The organism is Planktothrix serta PCC 8927 (assembly GCF_900010725.2).
GTDB classification, from domain to species: domain Bacteria; phylum Cyanobacteriota; class Cyanobacteriia; order Cyanobacteriales; family Microcoleaceae; genus Planktothrix; species Planktothrix serta.
This window is the reverse complement of the sequence record NZ_LR734879.1, coordinates 165,546-185,404: the sequence shown is the minus strand read 5'-3', so window position 1 is coordinate 185,404 and position 19,859 is coordinate 165,546. Positions and strand designations below refer to the sequence as shown.

Below are 19,859 nucleotides of genomic sequence, written 5' to 3'. Positions count from 1 at the left end.
GGAATAAGGTTTTTTTGTTTATTATTTAAACAGGAAGAAAATCTATAAAAAGAAAGATTAAGCTCATTTACTTAGTCTGTTTTTCTAACCATTCTCCTGATAAACCGCTACAATCAGGAAGGGAATCTGCGATCGCTCAATCCACTTAAAATATCAATAGATGGATAAGCCCTTATTCGGACGACAACACTATAGTAAATTAATTGTATTAGAGTTACAACGGCGACTGCAAGCAATGGGTTATGATCCGGGTGCAGTTAATGGTCGTTGGAGTTCAGAAACAGAAGCCTCATTAGAACAAGCACAACAAAAATATGGGGTTTATGGAGGGAAAACGAACGCGGCTTATTTTGTTGTGATTCCTGGGAAACGAGAAGATTTACCAAAAATTGCCGAACAAGTGATTTTATTAGGTGTACCCGAAACAGGCGTTTATCAACGCGATAGTTTATTTGAACCCAAAGTAGCTGTAGGGCCGTTTTTTAACGCCGATATTGCTAAACGTTGGCTCCATTATCTCCGGGATTTCGGATTAAGTCAAGCCCAAATTTATCATGGCTGTTAATAACAATAATCCGTTGATTGTTGACCGTTGACTGTGTAGAGACGTTGCATGCAACGTCTCTACTGACTGATAACTGATGATGCGGATACTTGATTACCGGAACATACTGCTCACAGAGCTATCTTCATGTATGCGCCAAATCGTTTCACCGAGTAAATTAGCAACAGATAGAACAGTTAACTGCTCAAACTGTTTCTCCGGGCTGATCGGAATCGTATTGGTGACGATCACTTCTTCAAACACCCCACTGGATAAACGTTCAATTGCAGGAGGAGAGAAGACCGCATGGGTGGCGCAGGCGTAGACTTGACGGGCACCTTCTCGACGCAGTAAACGAGCGCCTTCAGAAATCGTCCCCGCCGTATCAATCATGTCATCGACTAAAACGGCAGTTTTCCCTTTAACATCGCCAATCACATTCAGCACTTCTGCCACATTATGGGCTTGACGACGTTTATCAATAATTGCTAAAGGAGCATCATTGAGTTTCTTGGCAAAAGCCCTCGCACGGGCGACTCCACCGACATCTGGGGAAACAACAACCAGATCGGATAACTGTTTGCTGATCAGGTAATCTAAAATTACCGGAGAACCATAAACATGATCAAAGGGAATATCAAAATATCCTTGAATCTGAGCCGAGTGTAAATCCATTGCGAGAATCCGACTAGCACCCGCTTCAGTAATCAAGTTAGCCACTAATTTGGCAGTGATCGACTCACGACCTGCGGTTTTGCGATCGGCTCTGGCGTATCCATAATAGGGAATAACGGCCGTAATTTGACGCGCAGAAGCCCGTCTACAAGCATCGATCATGATCAATAACTCCATTAAGTTGTCATTGACCGGATAGCAGGACGGTTGAATCAGATAGACATCACAGCCTCGAATTGACTCTTGAATCTGGATGTAAATTTCTCCATCGGCGAATCGCTTGCGAACCATTGGCCCTAAGTCAATGCCTAAATAACGGCTTACTTCCAGCGATAGGGGAGTATTGGCAGATCCTGAAAACAGTCGTAACCGACTATGATCAGCAACCAATGGCTCAGAGTACGGAAGGGGTAATATAGCAGAACGGATCACAGCGAACCCTCACAGTTCATTCATGGCAATCTTATCATTCCAGAAAAGACTGGAATTCGGAACAGCCTTGGCGGATTGAATTCTATTGCTCGATGTACAAACGCACAACAGTCAGACGCCAAGGGAAAACGTCGTTTTTCGATAAGTTCAAGCACTGCTGCTTGAAATTCTGATCACGAACGTCCTCTATATTAATTGTGGAGAAAAATTGCTGAAATTAAAACAGGGAAAATACTGAAATTTATGTTAAAACAGTTCAGCAAATAGAACAAGAAGAAACTGTATTTTGGTCTAAAGGTCTGTCTGTTATGATTTGGAGAGCAGATGCAAGTCAGGTTAAAAGCCATGAGTCTCAAAGATCGAGTTAGTGAAGATATCAAAGTCGCCATGAAGTCTAAGGACAAGCTGCGGCTAGAAACCGTTCGCAGCATTAAGAAAGTGCTGCTAGAGAAAGAAACCAGTGCTGGGGGAGACGGAAAAGATTCCCTCACCGAAGCTCAAGAATTAGAAGTGTTAATTCAATCGGCTAAACAACGCCGAGACTCCATTGAACAATATCAGAAAGCTGGACGGGAGGATTTAGCGGACAAAGAAAAAGCTGAACTCGCCATCATTGAAGAATATCTTCCCAAACAACTGACCGATGAAGAAGTGAGTACCATTATTGATCAAGTTATTGTCGAGATGGGTGCAACTTCTGCTAAAGATATGGGGAAAGTTATGGGGCTGGCCATGCAACGCTTAAAAGGTCAAACAGACGGTAAAAAGGTTCAGGAACTTGTTAAAGCTAAATTAGGTTGAGTGTTGACGGTTGGCTGTTGACGGTTGACGGTTGACGGTTAACAGCTAACCACCAGATTAAGGATAATAATCTGATTAAATCTAATGAATCTAAATTGCGGAATCAACATCTTTGCTTCTGTAGTTCATTCTGATTAAATTAGCTTAATTGTGCCTAAGCCTTATAATACAAAGGTTAAATTTTCATCCGGGTTTTTCGATTACTCATCTCCTAGACGCATGACGCAAACTGCTATTCCCGTTGGGACAATTCTGCAAAACCGCTACCGCTTGATCAGCGTTTTAGGTCAGGGGGGATTTGGTCGGACTTATTTAGCCGAAGATCAAGGACGATTTAACGAGCGCTGCGCCTTAAAAGAATTTATTCCCGTCCAAGCCGGAACTTATGCACTACAAAAATCTCAAGAATTATTTCGCCGGGAAGCGCAAATTCTCTACCAAATTCATCATGCTCAAATTCCCCAATTTGGGGCAGTTTTTGAAGAAAATCAACGGTTATTTTTAGTCCAAGATTATGTGGAAGGTAAAACCTATCATGCCCTATTAATGGAACGAAAAAATGGGGCTGCTGGTCTTCCTAAAACGTTTACAGAAGCAGAAATGGTGCTATTTTTACGGCAAATGTTGCCTGTTTTAGCCCATATTCATAGTGTAGGCATTATTCATCGAGATATTTCTCCTGATAATATTATTTTACGTCATCAAGATCAATTGCCTATTTTAATCGATTTTGGGGTGGTGATTGAATTAGCAACTCGCATCAATACCCCTGATTTAACCTTACCTCCAGCAACTCGCGTGGGAAAATTAGGCTATGCTCCTTTTGAACAAATTCAAACGGGACAAGCTTTTCCCAGTAGTGATTTATATGCTTTAGCGGTGACGGTAATTGTTTTATTAACGGGTCAAGAACCGCAATATTTACTCGATCAAACGGCTTTATCTTGGAATTGGCAACCTTATGTTAAGGTGAGTCCGAATTTCGCTCAAATTCTAAATCGAATGTTGAGTCGGCAACCGAGCGATCGCTATCAATCGGCCCCAGAGGTTGAGCAAGCGCTACAAACCCTGAATCAGCCCTTGAATTTTCCCCCCACTCAAACTCTACCCATACCAGTTCCCTCACCCACACCCCAACCCCCAGACCCGAATTTTTCTCAACTCCCGACCCTAGCTGTCGGACGACCGTTAATTACTCAATCCGGTCAACAGCAAGCCCAGAATAATAATAGTCCTGTTGTTCCACCTCCTACCCCCAACCCGTTCTCAACTCCTACTCCCGATCCGATTTGGTCGGGATCTCAATCCCTCTGGGATAAACCCGCAACGGTGATTGTGGCGGGTGTTTTGGTGGCCTGTTTAGCAGCTTGGGGCTCTTGGGCGTTAGTAAAAGGATTTCTCAAAGTTGCCGATCGCAACTCCCAAGATACCCCCTCGGAGGTGAATCCGCCCCTCGCTAATCCGTCAAGTCCTTTACCGTCTTTGCCCTTACCGAACGTTATACCGCCGACTACCTCACCGAATCAAGTCCCGACACCTTCTCCAACTGAGCCAACACCCACTACCCGACGTCTGAGTTTAGTCGAGGGTGAACCGACGGTAATTGAAGGAAATCTGAAAGCGAATCAAGCCGCTAACTATGTCGTTCCCGCCGAAGCTGGACAACAGTTTTATGCGTCTGTGAGTGGGGATGGAGTGTTGTTCACGTTGCTTGGCCCGGATCAACAACCGATTAATCAGGGAGAAGCGGTCTCTTTATGGCAAGGAACTCTGCCCTCTAGTGGAGACTATACGGTGATTCTGAATACGATTCCTGGGCTACCAGAAAGTAACTATAAGTTAGACCTGACGTTAATTAATACCCTTTCCCCGATTGTGCCGCCTGAAGTTGAACCCGAACCCGAACCCGCCCCGATTCCTGAACCCGAACCCACACCCCAACCCACCTTTGCACCTGAACCTGAACCTGAACCTGAACCTGCTCCTGCTCCTGTTCCTACCCCAAAACCCACACCCCAACCGACTCCTGAACCGACGCCTGAACCGACGCCTGAACCTGCTCCTGAACCTGCTCCTGAACCTTCCCCAGCACCCCCATTAGAACCTAGTCCTACTCCTGAACCGACGCCTGAACCGACGCCTGAACCCAGTCCCATCCCAGCACCTGAATCTCAACCCATTACTGCCCCTCAGTTGGAATAAAACCGTTGACTGTTGACGGTTGACGGGCGAGGAGACCCATCCGTGTCAACTTAAGCCGAAAACCTCTGAATTATAGCCCAGATTANGGGTTTTAATTTAGAAAATTGGGGACTCAATTTGTCTCCCCAATTTTGTAGAATGAAACAGCCCTGCCTTAAAAAGGGGGACTTTGATCTCCTGTTCCCCCCTTTTCAAGGGGGGTTAGGGGGGATCTAGGACGCTTAAAAAAATCAACGAACTTTTGGTTTTTCGGCCTAAGTTGACACCGATGGAGGAGGGACACAAGCCCCTACTTCCCTGTTCCCTGTTCCCTGTTCCCTATTCCCTGCTATAAATTAATAAAGGTTAAATTGGTTGAATTGTGAAAAAGAATTTATTGATTGCGGGAACGGATACGAATGTTGGGAAAACCGTATTAACCAGCGCGTTAATTTCCTATTGGCAAACCTATTATTTATCGCGGAGTTTAGGAGTATTTAAACCGATACAAACGGGAATTGGGGATCGAGAATTTTATAGCGAATATTTTGCTTTAAATCAATCTCTGCAAGAGATTAATCCTATACATTTTGAAGCTCCTCTGGCTCCTCCAATTGCTGCGGAATTGGAAGGAAAAACCATCGATTTAAAATTAGTTTGGTCGCAATTTTGCCAGTTACAACAAAGTCGGGATTTTGTATTAGTTGAAGGGTTGGGAGGGTTAGGTTCTCCGGTTACGGCCGAATTAACGGTGGCTGATTTAGCCAGAGATTGGCATTTACCGACAATTTTAGTCGTTCCTGTACGTTTAGGGGCGATCGCTCAAGCCGTTGCTAATGTAGCCTTAGCTCGACAAATGGGAGTATTTCTACAAGGGTTAATCTTAAATTGTGTCGAACCTTGTTCAGAAGCAGATATCGAACATTGGACTCCTATTCATCTGATCGAGTCTTTAACCCAAATTCCCATTTTAGGAATTTTGCCTCATCTTGACACTCCGACGGATCGGGAAAAATTGACTCAAATGGCTTCCAATTTAAACCTAGAAATAATTTTTTCTTAATTCAAACAATTTATTAATAAACCCAACACCTACTGAACAGGCATCTTGCCTGTTCTACATAGGCTGTAACAAAGGAATCAGAAATAGCTTGTTCATAAATGTTATAATTAATTTTACTTCTTAATATAGTTTTTAGCTTTTCTGCATACCAATGGTTTCTACACTTCCGGGCTTAAATTCAGTTCATATATCGCAACTGCGACTCGATATTCGTAATTTGCAACCCCAGTTAGTGGAATGGCGACGCCGTTTACATCAGTATCCTGAACTGGGATTTACTGAAATCTTGACGGCAGAATTTGTCTCTCAACACCTGAAAAAATGGGGAATTGATCATCAAACTGGAATTGCTAAAACGGGAATTGTTGCGACTATTGATAGTGGAAAACCAGGGCCGGTTTTAGCTATTCGTGCGGATTTAGATGCTTTACCCATTCAAGAAGAAAATGATGTTTCTTATCAATCTCAACATCCAGGGATTATGCACGCCTGCGGTCATGATGGTCACACAGCGATCGCATTAGGAACAGCTTATTATTTAGCCCATCATCGCCATCGTTTTCAAGGCGTAGTTAAAATTATTTTTCAACCCGCCGAAGAGGGGCCAGGAGGGGCTAAACCGATGATTGAGGCGGGGGTTTTAAAGAACCCAGATGTAGATGCTTTAATTGGTTTACACCTGTGGAATAATTTACCTTTGGGAACTATTGGAGTCCGTAGCGGGGCGTTAATGGCGGCGGTGGAAAAATTTCAATGTACGATTTATGGAAAAGGCGGACATGGTGCAATTCCCCATCAAACCATTGATTCTATTCTTGTTGCTTCCCATGTTGTTTTAGCCTTACAAACGATTGTTTCTCGGAATGTTAATCCGTTAGAGGCGGCCGTTGTGAGTGTGGGTTCCCTGCATGGAGGAAAAACCGATAATGTGATTGCTGATAGTGCTAAAATGTTGGGAACGGTTCGATATTTTAACCCGAGCTATCAAGGGTTTTTTGGAACACGAGTTGAACAAATTATTGCGGGTGTTTGTCAAATTCATGGAGCCAGTTATGAACTCAATTACGCGCCTTTATATCCTCCGGTGATTAATGACAAACGGATAGCGGATTTGGTGCAGAGCATCGCGGAAACGGTGGTAGAAACTCCGGCGGGAATTGTTCCCGAATGTCAAACTATGGCAGCCGAAGATATCTCCTATTTTCTCCAAGAAGTTCCCGGTTGTTATTTCTTTTTGGGGTCATCAAATCCCGATAAAAATTTGGCTTTTCCCCATCATCATCCTCGTTTTGATTTTGATGAAACGGTTTTAGGAATGGGTGTAGAAATGTTTGTTCGCTGTGTGGAAAAATTCTGCACCCTTCATTAGTAACCGTTACTTAAAAACTAACTAGGGAGGAAGGGGAAATGTTGACGGTTGACGGTTAGCTGTTAACAGACAACCGACAACAAATCATTTACAAAACTCAAATTGAGCGATTTCTTTGGGTAATACGGGAGCATGGGGAACTTTAACGCCTTTAGGGGCTAAAATTCCAATTCCATAAACACACCCATCTTTAGTGCTACAACTGGCCATATTGAGATTGAGTTCATAATCCTTGAATTCAGGCGGTTTAAAGGTCATTACCGATAATGTATCTTTCTCCGACTGTAAAACTTGTCCACCGAGGGTTTTAATACTCAAATTCACGTCGGTACAATTTTCGTCACAATAGCCCACAAATAAATATTCTACAGAAGGATCAAGCCGCATCGTTAAAGGCGCATTTGCTTTTGGAGGCCCCTTACGGACAACTGGCCAAAATGCCAATTCATAACCGTCTCTTCCCGCCTCCTTAACCACTTCTTTGAGTTTACAAACCACTGTTTTCTCGTCTGCGGTCAGTTCCTTAGCAACCGCAGCCCCCAGGAAGACTGTACCTAACAGCAGCGCAAATCCAGGCCCGATTAAATGTTTGCTGTTCATCGATAATTTTTTGGGAAGGGATGGTATATCGCAAAATTGAAAATATCAGGAGGATATCACATTTTTGCACAGTTGATACTAGCGTTATGGGCTTTTAAGTCATCTATCGTGAATAAGCGACTAAATTCTAACCCTTCCGCCGCGTAGAGTTCGCCGCCTCCCTGTTGTCGGTCTACTAAAGCAATAATTTGATTCACCTGATAACCCGCATCCTGTAGGCGTTTAACCGCTTTCATCGCCGACTGTCCCGTCGTGACCACATCTTCTAAAACCACTACTGGGGCGCCTGCGGGTAAGGTTGGCCCCTCAATATAAGCTTGAGTTCCGTGTCCTTTGGCTTCCTTGCGAATAATTAAGGCAAAAACGGGCCGATTTTGATAGGCTGAAACCACACTCACGGCTGATACCATTGGGTCAGCACCGAGGGTTAATCCGGCGACGGCTTGGGTATTTTCGGGTAACATTGCTAATAATAAACGGCCAATGGCTAAAGCGCCTTGAGGGTGAAGGGTGACTTGTTTACCATTAATATAGTAGGAACTCTGTTGACCGGAAGATAGGACAAAATCTCCTTCTTTATAGGCTAACTGACAAAATAAATCTAGTAGCCAATGTCGCAAAGTTGTTAAATCTGTTGTAGCGACAGACTCGTTTAAAGTTACTTGCTGTTGTTGTTGATCCATTGACAATGAGAAGGGATTGAGTTCATAATTTTAGTTTACAGGAAAATCTCCTAATTTTATAAAAATTCACGATTGTTGACAAAGATTAATAGTTGCCACTCACTCAGAATTAGAATAGGATATATCCAGGTTTCTCTGGATTGGCTAAGATATGAATCGGAAACAAACGAGCGTCCCCAACTTGCAACTATTCCAGCGAATTCCGGTTCTGTTCACTACCCGGATAATCTTTCCGACAACCCTCTTAATTTGCCTATTTCCTGCTTCGATAACTGCACAAACGATTATTCCGGCGCAGGATGGACACCGAACCCAAGTTACGCCTCAAGGAAATCAGTTTAACATTAATGGCGGCCGTTTATCGGGAGACGGTGCGAATTTATTTCATAGTTTTGAAAAATTGGGACTGTCTCAAGGGGAAATTCTCAATTTTATTTCAAATCCCAAAATTCAAAATATATTAGGACGAGTCACTGGGGGAGAGGCTTCTTTTATTAATGGGTTAATTCAAGTTACTGGCGGCAATTCTAACCTATTTTTAATCAATCCGGCGGGAATTGTCTTTGGGGAAAATGCTAGTTTAAATATTCCCGCCTCTTTTACCGCGACAACAGCAAGCTCGATTGGTTTTGGGAATCAGAATTGGTTCCAAGCTATCGGAGAAAATCAATGGCAAACTTTAGTGGGAACTCCTAGGGATTTTGTCTTTAATTCAGAAAATCCAGGGAGTTTAGTTAATTTAGGAAATCTCACGGTTTCCCCCGGAGAAAATATTACTTTATTAGCAGGAACTGTCTTAAATACAGGAACAGTATCCGCACCCGGAGGAAACATTACCATTGCTGCGGTAACGGGAGAAAATTTAGTTAGAATTTCCCAAGACGGACATTTATTAAATTTAGAATTAACCTCAGATATTCCTCAAACTCCCTCCCCTTTTACTCCCCTATCCTTACCCGAATTATTAACAGGAGGAAACTTAGGAAATGCTAATCAAGTAAAAGTTAATGAACAAGGACAGGTAATTTTAACCGCATCAGGGGTTGCAATTCCCACTGAACCGGGAACCACGATTTTATCAGGAGCAATTAATGTTAGTTCTCCCACCCAAACCGGGGGAACCCTTCAGTTAGCTGGAGAAAAAATAGGACTCATTAATAGTATTTTAGACGCATCGGGGTTAACCGGAGGAGGTACAATTTTAATTGGGGGAGACTATAAAGGATTAGGGGATTTTCCCACATCTGAAAAAACCTTTATTAGTTCCGATTCTTTTGTTAATGCGAATGCTTTAGAAACCGGAAATGGCGGTCGAGTTATTGTTTGGTCTGAGGAGTTAACTCAAGTTTATGGTTTAATTCAAGTTCGGGGGGGAATACAAAACGGAAATGGCGGATTTGTTGAAACCAGTAGTCGCGGTATTTTAGAGATTAACACGGCTCCTGATATTGCAGCGCCTTCTGGGTTAGGAGGAACCTGGTTACTTGACCCGAATAATATTGATATTGTCGATGATACCGGGGGAAATACAAACCTGAATGAAAATTCTTTAGCAACGGGTGAATTATTATTTAATACCACTGATGATAATGCTCGGTTAAGTGTATTTCTCTTAAAGTCTGCCTTAACAGAAGGAAATGTGATTGTAGAAACGGGAGATGTGGAAAACAATTCCCAAGATGGGAATATTACGTTTCAGACTTCCTTAGATTTTGATGGGATTGGAGATGACCGAATCTTAACATTAAATGCGGCAGGAAATATTATTTTAGATGGACAAACAATTAGTGATAGTAACCCCGGTGATGTTGATCAATTAAGCCTTAATTTTAATGCGGATTTTGATAATAATAATAATGGTTCTGTTTTCGTTCGTAACGCTATAATTGATACAAACGGCGGAGATTTCACCGCCACAGGTCGAGGAAATACTACTTTTCGGTCTGGGGTATTATTCGATAATAGTCAACTTAATACCCTGGGGGGCAATATTACCCTTGATGGAATTGCGGTTGATAACTTACCCTTTAATCATGGTATTTTATTAACCAATAGTAGCTTGAATTCTGCGAATGGTGATGTTACCTTAACGGGAACTTCTGGCACACAAACCGATACCAATATGGGAGTTTGGTTAGAACAATCTACCATTAATTCAGACGCAGGCAATATTAATATTATTGGGAATAGTCAAGGCAGTCAAACCAGTAATATTGGGATTTTACTCAATAATAATTCTACCTTACAAAGCACAACGGGAAATATTAGCTTAATAGGAAGTAGTGAAAATGGCTTAAATAGTTTTGGGGTAAACTTGAACCAAAGCAGTATTTTAACCGTTGATGGCACAATTCAACTGACAGGAACTCCCGCCGGAAGTGATGGGAGTGTGGGAATTTATGTCAGTGAGAGTAATATTGCTTCAACGGGAACCGGAATTATTGATTTGCGCGGCAATAATAACGCCACAGGGGATAATAATGATGGGATTTCTATCTTGAATAACGGACTTATTTTTTCGGCGGGAACTGGAAGAATTAATCTATCCGGCGTGAGTGGGGACGGTAATAATAGCGAGGGAATTTATATTGCTAATGGACAAATACAAACTCTGGATGGAGATATTTTAATTCAGGGTTTAGGACGGGGTGCAAATACAAGTCCGGGGATTTTTATTGGGGATGGAGGTGAAATTGTTGCTACTGGAATTGGAAATATTAGTTTAGATGGACTGAGTAATGCCACAGGGAGTGGTAGTCATGGAATTTCCTTGTTTGGAAGCGCCAACATTACAGCAACCGAAAATATTAATTTAGTGGGAAGTAGTAGTCAAACTACCAATAGTCAGGGTATTTTTATTTTAGATGGCCCTATTATTGAGGTCTTAAATGGAAATCTGAATTTAACGGGAGTTAGTACAGCAGATTTTAATGGACAGGGGATTTTATTAGGGAATAGTTTACTTAAATCATCAGGAACAGGGACAATTAATTTAAGTGGAACTGGGAATGGTACTGGGGGAGATAGTAATGGCATCCTTTTAATTAATACCGCACAAATTAATAGTTTAAGCAGTGGGGATATTAATTTACAAGGTCGCAGTGCTGCGGTTCCCGATAGTGAAGGGATAGGAATTTTTCAGGGTAGTCAAATTCAAACCAATACGGGGTCAATTTTAATCGATGGTGTCAATAATGGTGAGAATACAACCAGTGTTATCATCGGAGAAAATACCCCAATTACAACGACAGGTTCAGGAAGGATTACAATATCTGGAAATCAGAATTTATTCATCAGTTCCTTAACAAATTCAGGCGGTGAAATTAATCTCCAAAGTAGCGAAGGAAGTGTTAATAGTAGTTTTGGAACCCTCGATAGTAGTTCGGCTGTTGGGGATGGCGGAATTGTTACTATTGATGCGGCGGGTAATATTAACATTGCGAGTATTAATTCCAGTACAACCGCGAATTCTGGTAATACCCAAGCGGGAAGTGTTACCCTGACTTCTGCTAATAATACAGTTACTATCACTAATAATATTAATGCTTCCGCAACCACAGGTCAGGGAAATAATATTACGATTTCTGCACCTGTGCAACTCACCCAACCAACTACTACATTTAACACCGCAGGGAGTACAAGTAGTGGGGATATTATTTTTAATAATACTGTTAATGGAACCCTATCGGGAAGTAATAGTTTAATTCTACAAGCAGGAACGGGAACAGTTAGTTTTAATGATAGTGTCGGGAATATTACCCCCCTCAATGGTTTAACAGTTACGGGAGGTAATATTAATAGTATTGCACCAATTAATATTACGACTTCTGGGTTAACTATTAATGCCAGTGGAGAGGTAAACTTAGCGGATATTTTAGCGACTGATGGCGGTATTGTCAATATTTTAGCGACGGGAAATATTACAACTCAGGATATTATTACTGAGGGTGAAACCATAACGTTAACCAGTAGTAACGGTGATATTAATACTCAAAATGGGATTTTAGAAAGTCAGTCTACAAATGATAATGGGGGAAACCAAATTATTAACGCATCGGGGACAGTTATTTTAGGAGAAATTAATACCAGTACCGCCTCTAGTTCTACTAATAGTCAAGCAGGAACCCTGGATATTACATCGGGAAATAATAGCATTAGTTTAACGGGGGATATTAATACTTCTGCGAGTGAAGGTCAGGGAAGTGAAGTGAATTTTAATACCAATGTTATCCTTCCTCAAGATAACGTAACGATAACAACAACGGGAAATAATAGGAGTGGTAATGTTACCTTTAATGGAACCGTAAATGGAGGTCGTGATAATAATTCTGGGAGTAATAGTTTAACTCTACAAACGGGAGAGGGAGATGTTAATTTTAATCAAGCGGTCGGCGATAGCGTTCCTCTACAAACTTTAACCATAAATAGCGGAAATGTTGTTACTCAGTCTACTGTTACCGTTGATAATGGCGCAATTAATATTACCGCAACGGAAGATGTTACCTTTAACGATACGGTGACAACAAATAATAATAGTCCCGTTGATGTTGTCGCCGAGGGAGACATTACGACAACGGATATTATTAGCAATGGAGAACGAATTGCGCTCACCAGTAATACGGGAAATATTAATACAACTGCGGGTATCCTCAATAGTAGTTCCACAACCGAAGATGGAGGAGAAATTAACCTGAATGCGGCTCAAAATTTAAGCGTTGGTGCAATTAATACCCGAACTGAATCTAATTTAGGAACTTCTCAAGCCGGAACTCTAACTCTCGCCGGAAATAGTATCACGTTAACCAATAATATTGATACCTCTGCGACTATCGGTTCGGGTAATAATATTACCTTTAATTCTCCGGTTATTTTAGATGCGGATACCGTAACTTTAACCACATCAGGAACCGCAAAAAGTGGAGATGTTACCTTTAATAATACCGTTGATAGTAATACGCCAGGAAATTCTAATTTAACCCTTCAAGCCGGGACGGGAACGGTTAGCGTTAATGAAACTATTGGAGGAACGAATACCCTAAATAGCTTAGAGGTTAACAGTGGAGATATTAATAGTAACGCTAATATTACTGTTGAAGCAGGAGGCGTTAATCTTAATAGTAGTGGAACTGTTAATTTAACTGAACCTATCACCGCTACCAATACCGGAACGATTAATATTAATGCTGAAAATAATATCACCACAGCCGACTTAACAACCCAAGGTCAAGAAATTAACCTCAATAGTAATACCGGAAATATTGATAGCAGTTCAGGAACCTTAAATAGCAGTTCAAATAATAGTAATGGCGGTGATGTTAATATTACAACAACCGCAAGCGTCTCTCTCGGTGAAATTAATACCAGTACCCAAACCAACCAAGCGGGAACCCTAAGCGTTAGCGGTGAAACTATTGCGTTAACCGGAGATATTAATAATTCTGGAAATAACGGAAACGGGAGTAATTTAACCTTTAATAACCCCGTTGAAATCAATCAACCTGTTAATATCAACACTTCGGGAACATCGGGAAGTGGTAATATTACCTTTAACAATACGGTTAACAGTATTCCTGCTGATAATAACGGGTTAACCCTACAAGCGGGAACCGCAAATATCCAATTTAATAATAGCGTAACCGTTGGCGGATTAGATATTACTGCGGGAAGCGTTAATAGCACCTCTCCCATTACCGTTAATACCGGAGATTTTATCATTAATTCCAGTGATGCTGTCACCCTTCCCCAAGATATTACAACCACAAATAGCAGTGAAGTTGAAATTACCGCAACGAATAATATTGTAACGGGAAATATCACCACTAACGGTCAACCTATTACCCTAAATAGTTCTAATGGCAATATTACAACAAACCCCGGAACGCTGAATACCAGTTCCGAAAATAATGGCGGTGCTATTACTATTAATACCCCAGGAACTCTCAACTTAGGCGGCGTTAATACCAGTACCAATAACGGTCAAGCCGGAACCCTGAATATCAATACTCAAAATAATCCGATTATTTTAAATAATGATATCAATACCTCTGCGAGTAATGGTGCTGGAAGTCAACAACAATATAATAGTCCCGTTCAACTTGCATCCCCTAATATTACCCTAACTTCATTCGGTACAAATAGCAGTGGAAATATTAGTTTTAATTTTCCTGTTAATGGTAATAGTAATTTAACTGTTAACGCTGGAAGTGGTAATCTTACGTTCTCAACGGTTGGTGATAGTAACCCCCTCTCTAGTTTACAGGTGAATACGACCGGACTCACCACCTTACAAGGCAATTTAACTGTTAATAATATTGTTGATTTTAGTAATGCTTCAGGAGGAACCCAACTCGCCAATAATATCAGTATTAATACGACGGGAAATAATGGCGATATTCTATTTAATAATAGTCCGATAACAGGTTCCCAAACCCTAACGCTAAATGCAGGAAGCGGAACCATTTCTCTCAATACTATTGGTAATAATAATAACCCCGTAAGCGGATTAATTTTTCAACAAGCAAACGCCGTTAACCTGTTTGGCGATATCTACACCGCCAGTGGACTTGATTTTTCTTCCGTAAATACCGTAAACATTGAGAGTAATTCAGTAACATTAGACACCAGTATTGGCAACGGAGCGATTAACTTTCTCGGCTCAACCCTAACCGGACAAGGGAATTTAACCCTTAATACCGGAAATAATGATGTTAATTTAGATACTTTCAATAACGAATCTCCCCTCAACGGTTTAGAGATTACGGCCAGAACCGTTCAAGCAAATGCACCTATTACGGTAGGGTCAGGGGGACTTAATATTAACGCGAGTAATATTGTCAACCTCAATGCCAATACCCTCAGTAATAATACGGTTGTAATTACAGCCACTAACGACATTAACACCCGTGATATTACGGTTGCTGAGGGTATCACACTCAACAGTCGCAACGGGAATATTACGGTTAATTCCCTCAATACTTCATCTTCTAATCTTAACGGTGGGGATATTACCCTAAATACCCCCCAGGGAAATATTACCACTAATAGCCTGAATAGCTCATCCCCCAATGGTCAGAGTGGGGATATTTCCCTAAGTAGTCCCACTGGAACCGTTACAACCGGGAATATACTGACATCAGGCTTGACTGGAGGTAACGTTACTGTCAATGCAGAAACCAGCATAACCGCCGGACAAATTGACACCCAAGGCCAAACCCAAGCGGGTAACGTCTTCCTCGACCCCATCAACGATGTACAAGTCGAATATATTAATGCTGAATCCGCCAATGGTCGTGGCGGTAACGTTTTTGTTGAATCAACTCAAGGCTACTTCCGTGCTACTAATTCCTTCCCCACCCCATTTTCCCCAACCGGAACCGCCAGTATCTCCACTGCTGGCCGTCTGGGTAGCGGTTCCATCACCATTCGCCACGCTGGCGGGCCACTCAATCCCCCTGTTGCTACCTTTGAAATCGGAGGTAACTTAACTGTCAATGGAACCGCCGCCGCCATTACAACGGGTGATTTTAGCATTCTTCCACCCCAAAGCTTTGAGGGTTCATTTACATTAGGAAATATTGCAATTCAAACTGATGATGCACCACCGAATATTCCCCCCAATGAAAATCCCACCCAGGGGAATACCGGAGTTATTATTCAACAAAATATATCAATTCCTCCAAACTCAGAAGAAAAACAAGATAAAATTACGCCTGAATTTATCAATAATCCCACTAATTCTTCCTTTCCTCAAGAACTGTTATCAACTACAGAAGTCGCTTTTCAATCGAATAATTTAGACTCTAGTATTCTACTTTTAGAACAGTTAAGAAATCAAGAATTTCAACAACATTTAGGAGTTCAATCCAATTTATTAAACCGTTTAGAAGTTCAGCAATTTTTAAAAGAACTTGAATTAAAAACCCAACAAGTTTATGCGATTGTATATATTGTTTCCCGTGAGAATCAATTAGAAATAATTGTTGTTCCCTCCTCCGGTGAACCTTTACACCATAGTGTTCCTGAAGCGACACGAGAAAAATTATTCCCCGTTGTTCGAGACCTACAAACCGAAATTACCAACCCCCGAAAACGTAATACTGTGAGTTATCAAGCATCTGCTCAACAACTCTATGAATGGATGATTCAACCCATAGCAAATGATTTACAAAAATTAGGGGTTTCTACGATTCTTTTTTCCCTTGACCCTGGTTTACGCAGTTTACCCATCGCTGCATTATGGGATGGTCAACAATTTTTAGTCGAAAAATATGCGATTAGTTTAATTCCCAGTACCAGCTTAATTGACTTTCGGTATCAAGCCATTGGTCAAGCCGAAGTCTTAGCAATGGGAGCCAGTCAATTTCAACAACAAAACCCTTTACCTGCGGTTCCCATCGAATTAGAAAATATTATTAATCTTTGGCCCGGTGAAGAATTTTTAAACGAACGATTCACCCTCGAAAATTTAAAATCCCAACGTCGTTTATCCGATTTTGAAGTCATTCATTTAGCCACCCACGCTGATTTTAAACCGGGATCTCCGAGTAATTCTTATATTCAATTATGGAATGAAAAATTACCCATTACAGAACTACCCAGCTTAAATTTTGATAATCCAACGGTAGAATTATTAACCTTAAGTGCTTGTCGAACAGCATTAGGAGATCGGCGTTCAGAATTAGGATTTGCCGGGTTAGCGGTGCAAGCGGGAGTTAAATCAGCCTTAGCGAGTTTATGGTATGTGAGCGACCAAGGAACGTTAGGATTAATGAGTGAATTTTATCAAGATTTAAGACAAGCTCCCATTAAAGCGATCGCATTACAAAATGCCCAAATTAACATGATTCAAGAAAGAACTCGCCTGGAAAATGATCAATTAATTACCACCTTTGACACAATTCCTCTTCCTTCTGATCTCGCAGGAAGCAATATTACAACCCTATCCCATCCCTATTATTGGTCAGGATTTACCATGATTGGAAGTCCCTGGTAATCAGTTATCAGTTGTAGGGTGCGTAAGCGACAGCGCACGCACCAACAGTTAAAAGTCAATTTTCAAAGTTAAAACAACAGTTATCGGGTTAGTTTGAACAGGTTTCCAAGTTAAGAGCGATCGCCGAATTAATTCAATGATTTTAGCGTCCTGAATAGTAGACTTTTCTTCATCTAAAATCACCTGTTTAACCCGTCCTTTATTAATCTTTAACTCAAACACCAAATTACCGTTAATTCCCGTTGGAATTTTAATTGATTGTAAATGTTGAGTTAAAAAAGCGATCGCTTCTTGATCTAATCCCGTCGCGCTCACTATCTCTAAAGACGTTAAAATAGGAGATGGAGGTTCAAATTCTAAAAATACGCCTTCCTCGAAAAAAGCATCCATCTCTGTTGGCTCTGAAAGCGCAGAACTGTCATTCATCTTGAAGCCTCGCATCATTTCCATCCCTCGACGGAACATAGAACGAGTCGCTGGAGCCGATGGAGCCGATGGAGCCTGAAGCAAGGAACCCAAGGAACCATAGCCACCATACATTCCCTCATAACTGACCGCTTCCGGCATTTCCACAGGGACTTGCACCGACACCGAAGCCTCACTCGGATTGACCCGCACATCATCACTCACCGCCACAAACGCCGTATACTGAGATAATAACTGATAAGTGAGAGCCGTTTCCGTTACCGCCTCCACTCCCGCCTTGGTATCCCCTTGCACCATCTGATTCATCAACGCCTTAATTCGAGAGCGTCCCCACAATTGAGCCACCGCCGGATTTCCCCCAGATTCAAAATTCAAGTTAAAACGCTGTTGATAGGACGTTCCACCCGCAGCAGACCCCTGAATCTCCAAAACGCCAGAATTGCCATCGGGTTTCTTGCCAAATAACACTAAGGGTTGTTCCGCAAATAAATCCGGTGCTAAAGTCGGATAAATAACAGGGTTTTCTCCCTTTCCTTGCCAAGATACCTGAATATTGGTTAAAACGGGGTTATTAATCTGAGTAAAAAACTGTTGTACAACGGGTTCTACAGCTTCATCATGGCGAATAATCCGAGAAATCCCCCGGCCCAACTCAGCAATGCGGTTGATCAAAAAGCGATTAACCGAACTCCCTACCCCAAAACTATGCAGGCGGTTTCCGGGTTTGAGATGTTGTTGCACTTCCGCCAGAATTTGATTTTCATTACCAATATAGCCATCCGTCAACAACACCACCGTCCGCAACCGCCCCACATCCGCCACCGGGAAGTTCAAAACCGCCTGAATTCCCCGTAAGAGTTCCGTACCCCCATCCGCATTTAAGTGATTAATATACTGCAACGCTTGGGCGCGATTTTGGGGGGTGTTCGCCAACGGAAGCGCAGACAACTGTTGCGTGGTATTGGCAAAATCAATAATACTAAAGGTGTCGTCAGGATTCAAGCCATTAATAAACTGTCGCATCAATTCCTGACATTGCATCAGTGGCATACCGTCTTGAGAACCCGAAGTATCGATCAGAAAAACCACATCTTTCGCAACAATTTGATCCACAGCATACTTAATCGCTGGAATTAAATAAACGGCAAAATGTCCCCCCCGTTCATCGTTTTGGGTTAAAACCGTTGTTTGAGTTTGTTCCCCGGCCACCTGATACCGCAACATCAAGTCTTTATTGGGGATGGTATCTCCCTCTGCTAAGGTGATGCGGGCATTTTGTCCGGTATGGTCAATCTGAAGTTGATGGGAGGGAGAATTAATCTTCTGAATCGGCACACCCGCATCAATTTCAACCGTTATATTAATATCATGACGCGATCGCATCCCCTCTGGCAAAATCGGCGCATTTAAACGAGACGCATCAGGAACTAAATCCGTATCTTGATTTTGGGTCATGGGTGCGATCGCAGTCCCCCCACCACTGGGATCTTCAATCCCAACCCCCGGAATATAACGGGGGCCAACCACCATCGGAAACACAAATTCATAGTTTCCCCCGGTAAATTTCAAGCTATCGGAATAGCGAATAATCACATCAATTTGTTCACCGGGTTTAATATTAGCCAAAGATTGAGTAAAAATATTATCCCGTTCTTGTTCTAACAGTCCGGCGGTGCGTCCTTCTTGTTTCGCTTGTTCATAAATTTGTTGGGCTTCTTCGCGTTTTTTAATGTTACCTTTAAGAGTGCGATCGCCAATCCGAATTAACATTTCATCAACAGCAGCTTCATCGGGTAAAGGGAAAATATAAACCGCTTCTAAAGTTGTTGTAAAGGGATTTTCAAAACTCTGGGTAACTTCCACCCGTGACAGATTCCCCGCAATTTTAGCACTAACATTCGTATGTTTGAGGGGAAAAGCGATCGATTGTTGGTCAGGGGTTTGAATATATAACCCACTGGGTTGATTTTTAATGGTTTGAGGCATAATGAGATAACCTCTCGGCTTGTTAACTGTTTCTATTGTAGATCCGTTTAATGGTAAACGCTTCTATGTTGAGATCTTTGTAACATTATTCTTAATTTACACCTTGT

At 41.8% G+C, this 19,859-nt stretch carries 10 protein-coding genes; 6 read left to right on the top strand and 4 right to left on the bottom strand.

All coding sequences use genetic code 11. The features are described from left to right. Positions 1 to 160: 160 nt before the first annotated feature. Positions 161 to 565 (top strand): peptidoglycan-binding domain-containing protein, encoded by a 405-nt coding sequence (locus PL8927_RS21950; protein ID WP_083625585.1) that lies wholly within the window; start codon positions 161 to 163, stop codon positions 563 to 565. Positions 566 to 658: 93 nt separating this feature from the next. On the opposite strand, the gene PL8927_RS21945 is transcribed toward PL8927_RS21950, so the two are convergent. After that, positions 659 to 1,651, bottom strand: a complete 993-nt coding sequence (locus PL8927_RS21945; protein ID WP_083625584.1) for a ribose-phosphate pyrophosphokinase — start codon at positions 1,649 to 1,651, stop codon at positions 659 to 661. Positions 1,652 to 1,996: 345 nt separating this feature from the next. On the opposite strand from PL8927_RS21945, the gene PL8927_RS21940 reads away from it, so the two are divergent. The 4 genes from PL8927_RS21940 to PL8927_RS21925 all read left to right on the top strand — a co-directional run bounded on the left by PL8927_RS21940 (position 1,997) and on the right by PL8927_RS21925 (position 7,065). Continuing rightward, positions 1,997 to 2,452, top strand: coding sequence for a GatB/YqeY domain-containing protein (locus tag PL8927_RS21940; protein WP_083625670.1), 456 nt, complete (start codon positions 1,997 to 1,999; stop codon positions 2,450 to 2,452). Positions 2,453 to 2,671: 219 nt separating this feature from the next. Next, positions 2,672 to 4,654: a serine/threonine-protein kinase gene (locus PL8927_RS21935; RefSeq protein ID WP_083625583.1), complete on the top strand. Its 1,983-nt coding sequence runs from the start codon at positions 2,672 to 2,674 to the stop codon at positions 4,652 to 4,654. A 361-nt stretch (positions 4,655 to 5,015) separates the two neighbouring features. Next, on the top strand, positions 5,016 to 5,696 hold the full coding sequence (gene bioD / locus PL8927_RS21930) for a dethiobiotin synthase (protein WP_083625582.1): 681 nt from the start codon (positions 5,016 to 5,018) through the stop codon (positions 5,694 to 5,696). Between the two features lie 151 nt (positions 5,697 to 5,847). After that, positions 5,848 to 7,065: a M20 family metallopeptidase gene (locus PL8927_RS21925; protein ID WP_083625581.1), complete on the top strand. Its 1,218-nt coding sequence runs from the start codon at positions 5,848 to 5,850 to the stop codon at positions 7,063 to 7,065. 84 nt (positions 7,066 to 7,149) lie between these two features. On the opposite strand, the gene PL8927_RS21920 is transcribed toward PL8927_RS21925, so the two are convergent. Beyond that, positions 7,150 to 7,665: a hypothetical protein gene (locus PL8927_RS21920; protein ID WP_083625580.1), complete on the bottom strand. Its 516-nt coding sequence runs from the start codon at positions 7,663 to 7,665 to the stop codon at positions 7,150 to 7,152. Between the two features lie 56 nt (positions 7,666 to 7,721). Continuing rightward, the gene (pyrE, locus tag PL8927_RS21915) at positions 7,722 to 8,348 is read right to left on the bottom strand and encodes an orotate phosphoribosyltransferase (RefSeq protein ID WP_083625579.1); all 627 of its coding nucleotides are present in this window, start codon (positions 8,346 to 8,348) and stop codon (positions 7,722 to 7,724) included. A 151-nt stretch (positions 8,349 to 8,499) separates the two neighbouring features. Here pyrE and PL8927_RS21910 point away from each other — a divergent pair, with 151 nt between their 5' ends. Then, positions 8,500 to 17,340: a CHAT domain-containing protein gene (locus PL8927_RS21910; protein ID WP_083625578.1), complete on the top strand. Its 8,841-nt coding sequence runs from the start codon at positions 8,500 to 8,502 to the stop codon at positions 17,338 to 17,340. Positions 17,341 to 17,388: 48 nt separating this feature from the next. On the opposite strand, the gene PL8927_RS21905 is transcribed toward PL8927_RS21910, so the two are convergent. Continuing rightward, the gene (locus PL8927_RS21905) at positions 17,389 to 19,752 is read right to left on the bottom strand and encodes a VIT domain-containing protein (RefSeq protein WP_083625577.1); all 2,364 of its coding nucleotides are present in this window, start codon (positions 19,750 to 19,752) and stop codon (positions 17,389 to 17,391) included. Between the last annotated feature and the right edge of the window lie 107 nt (positions 19,753 to 19,859).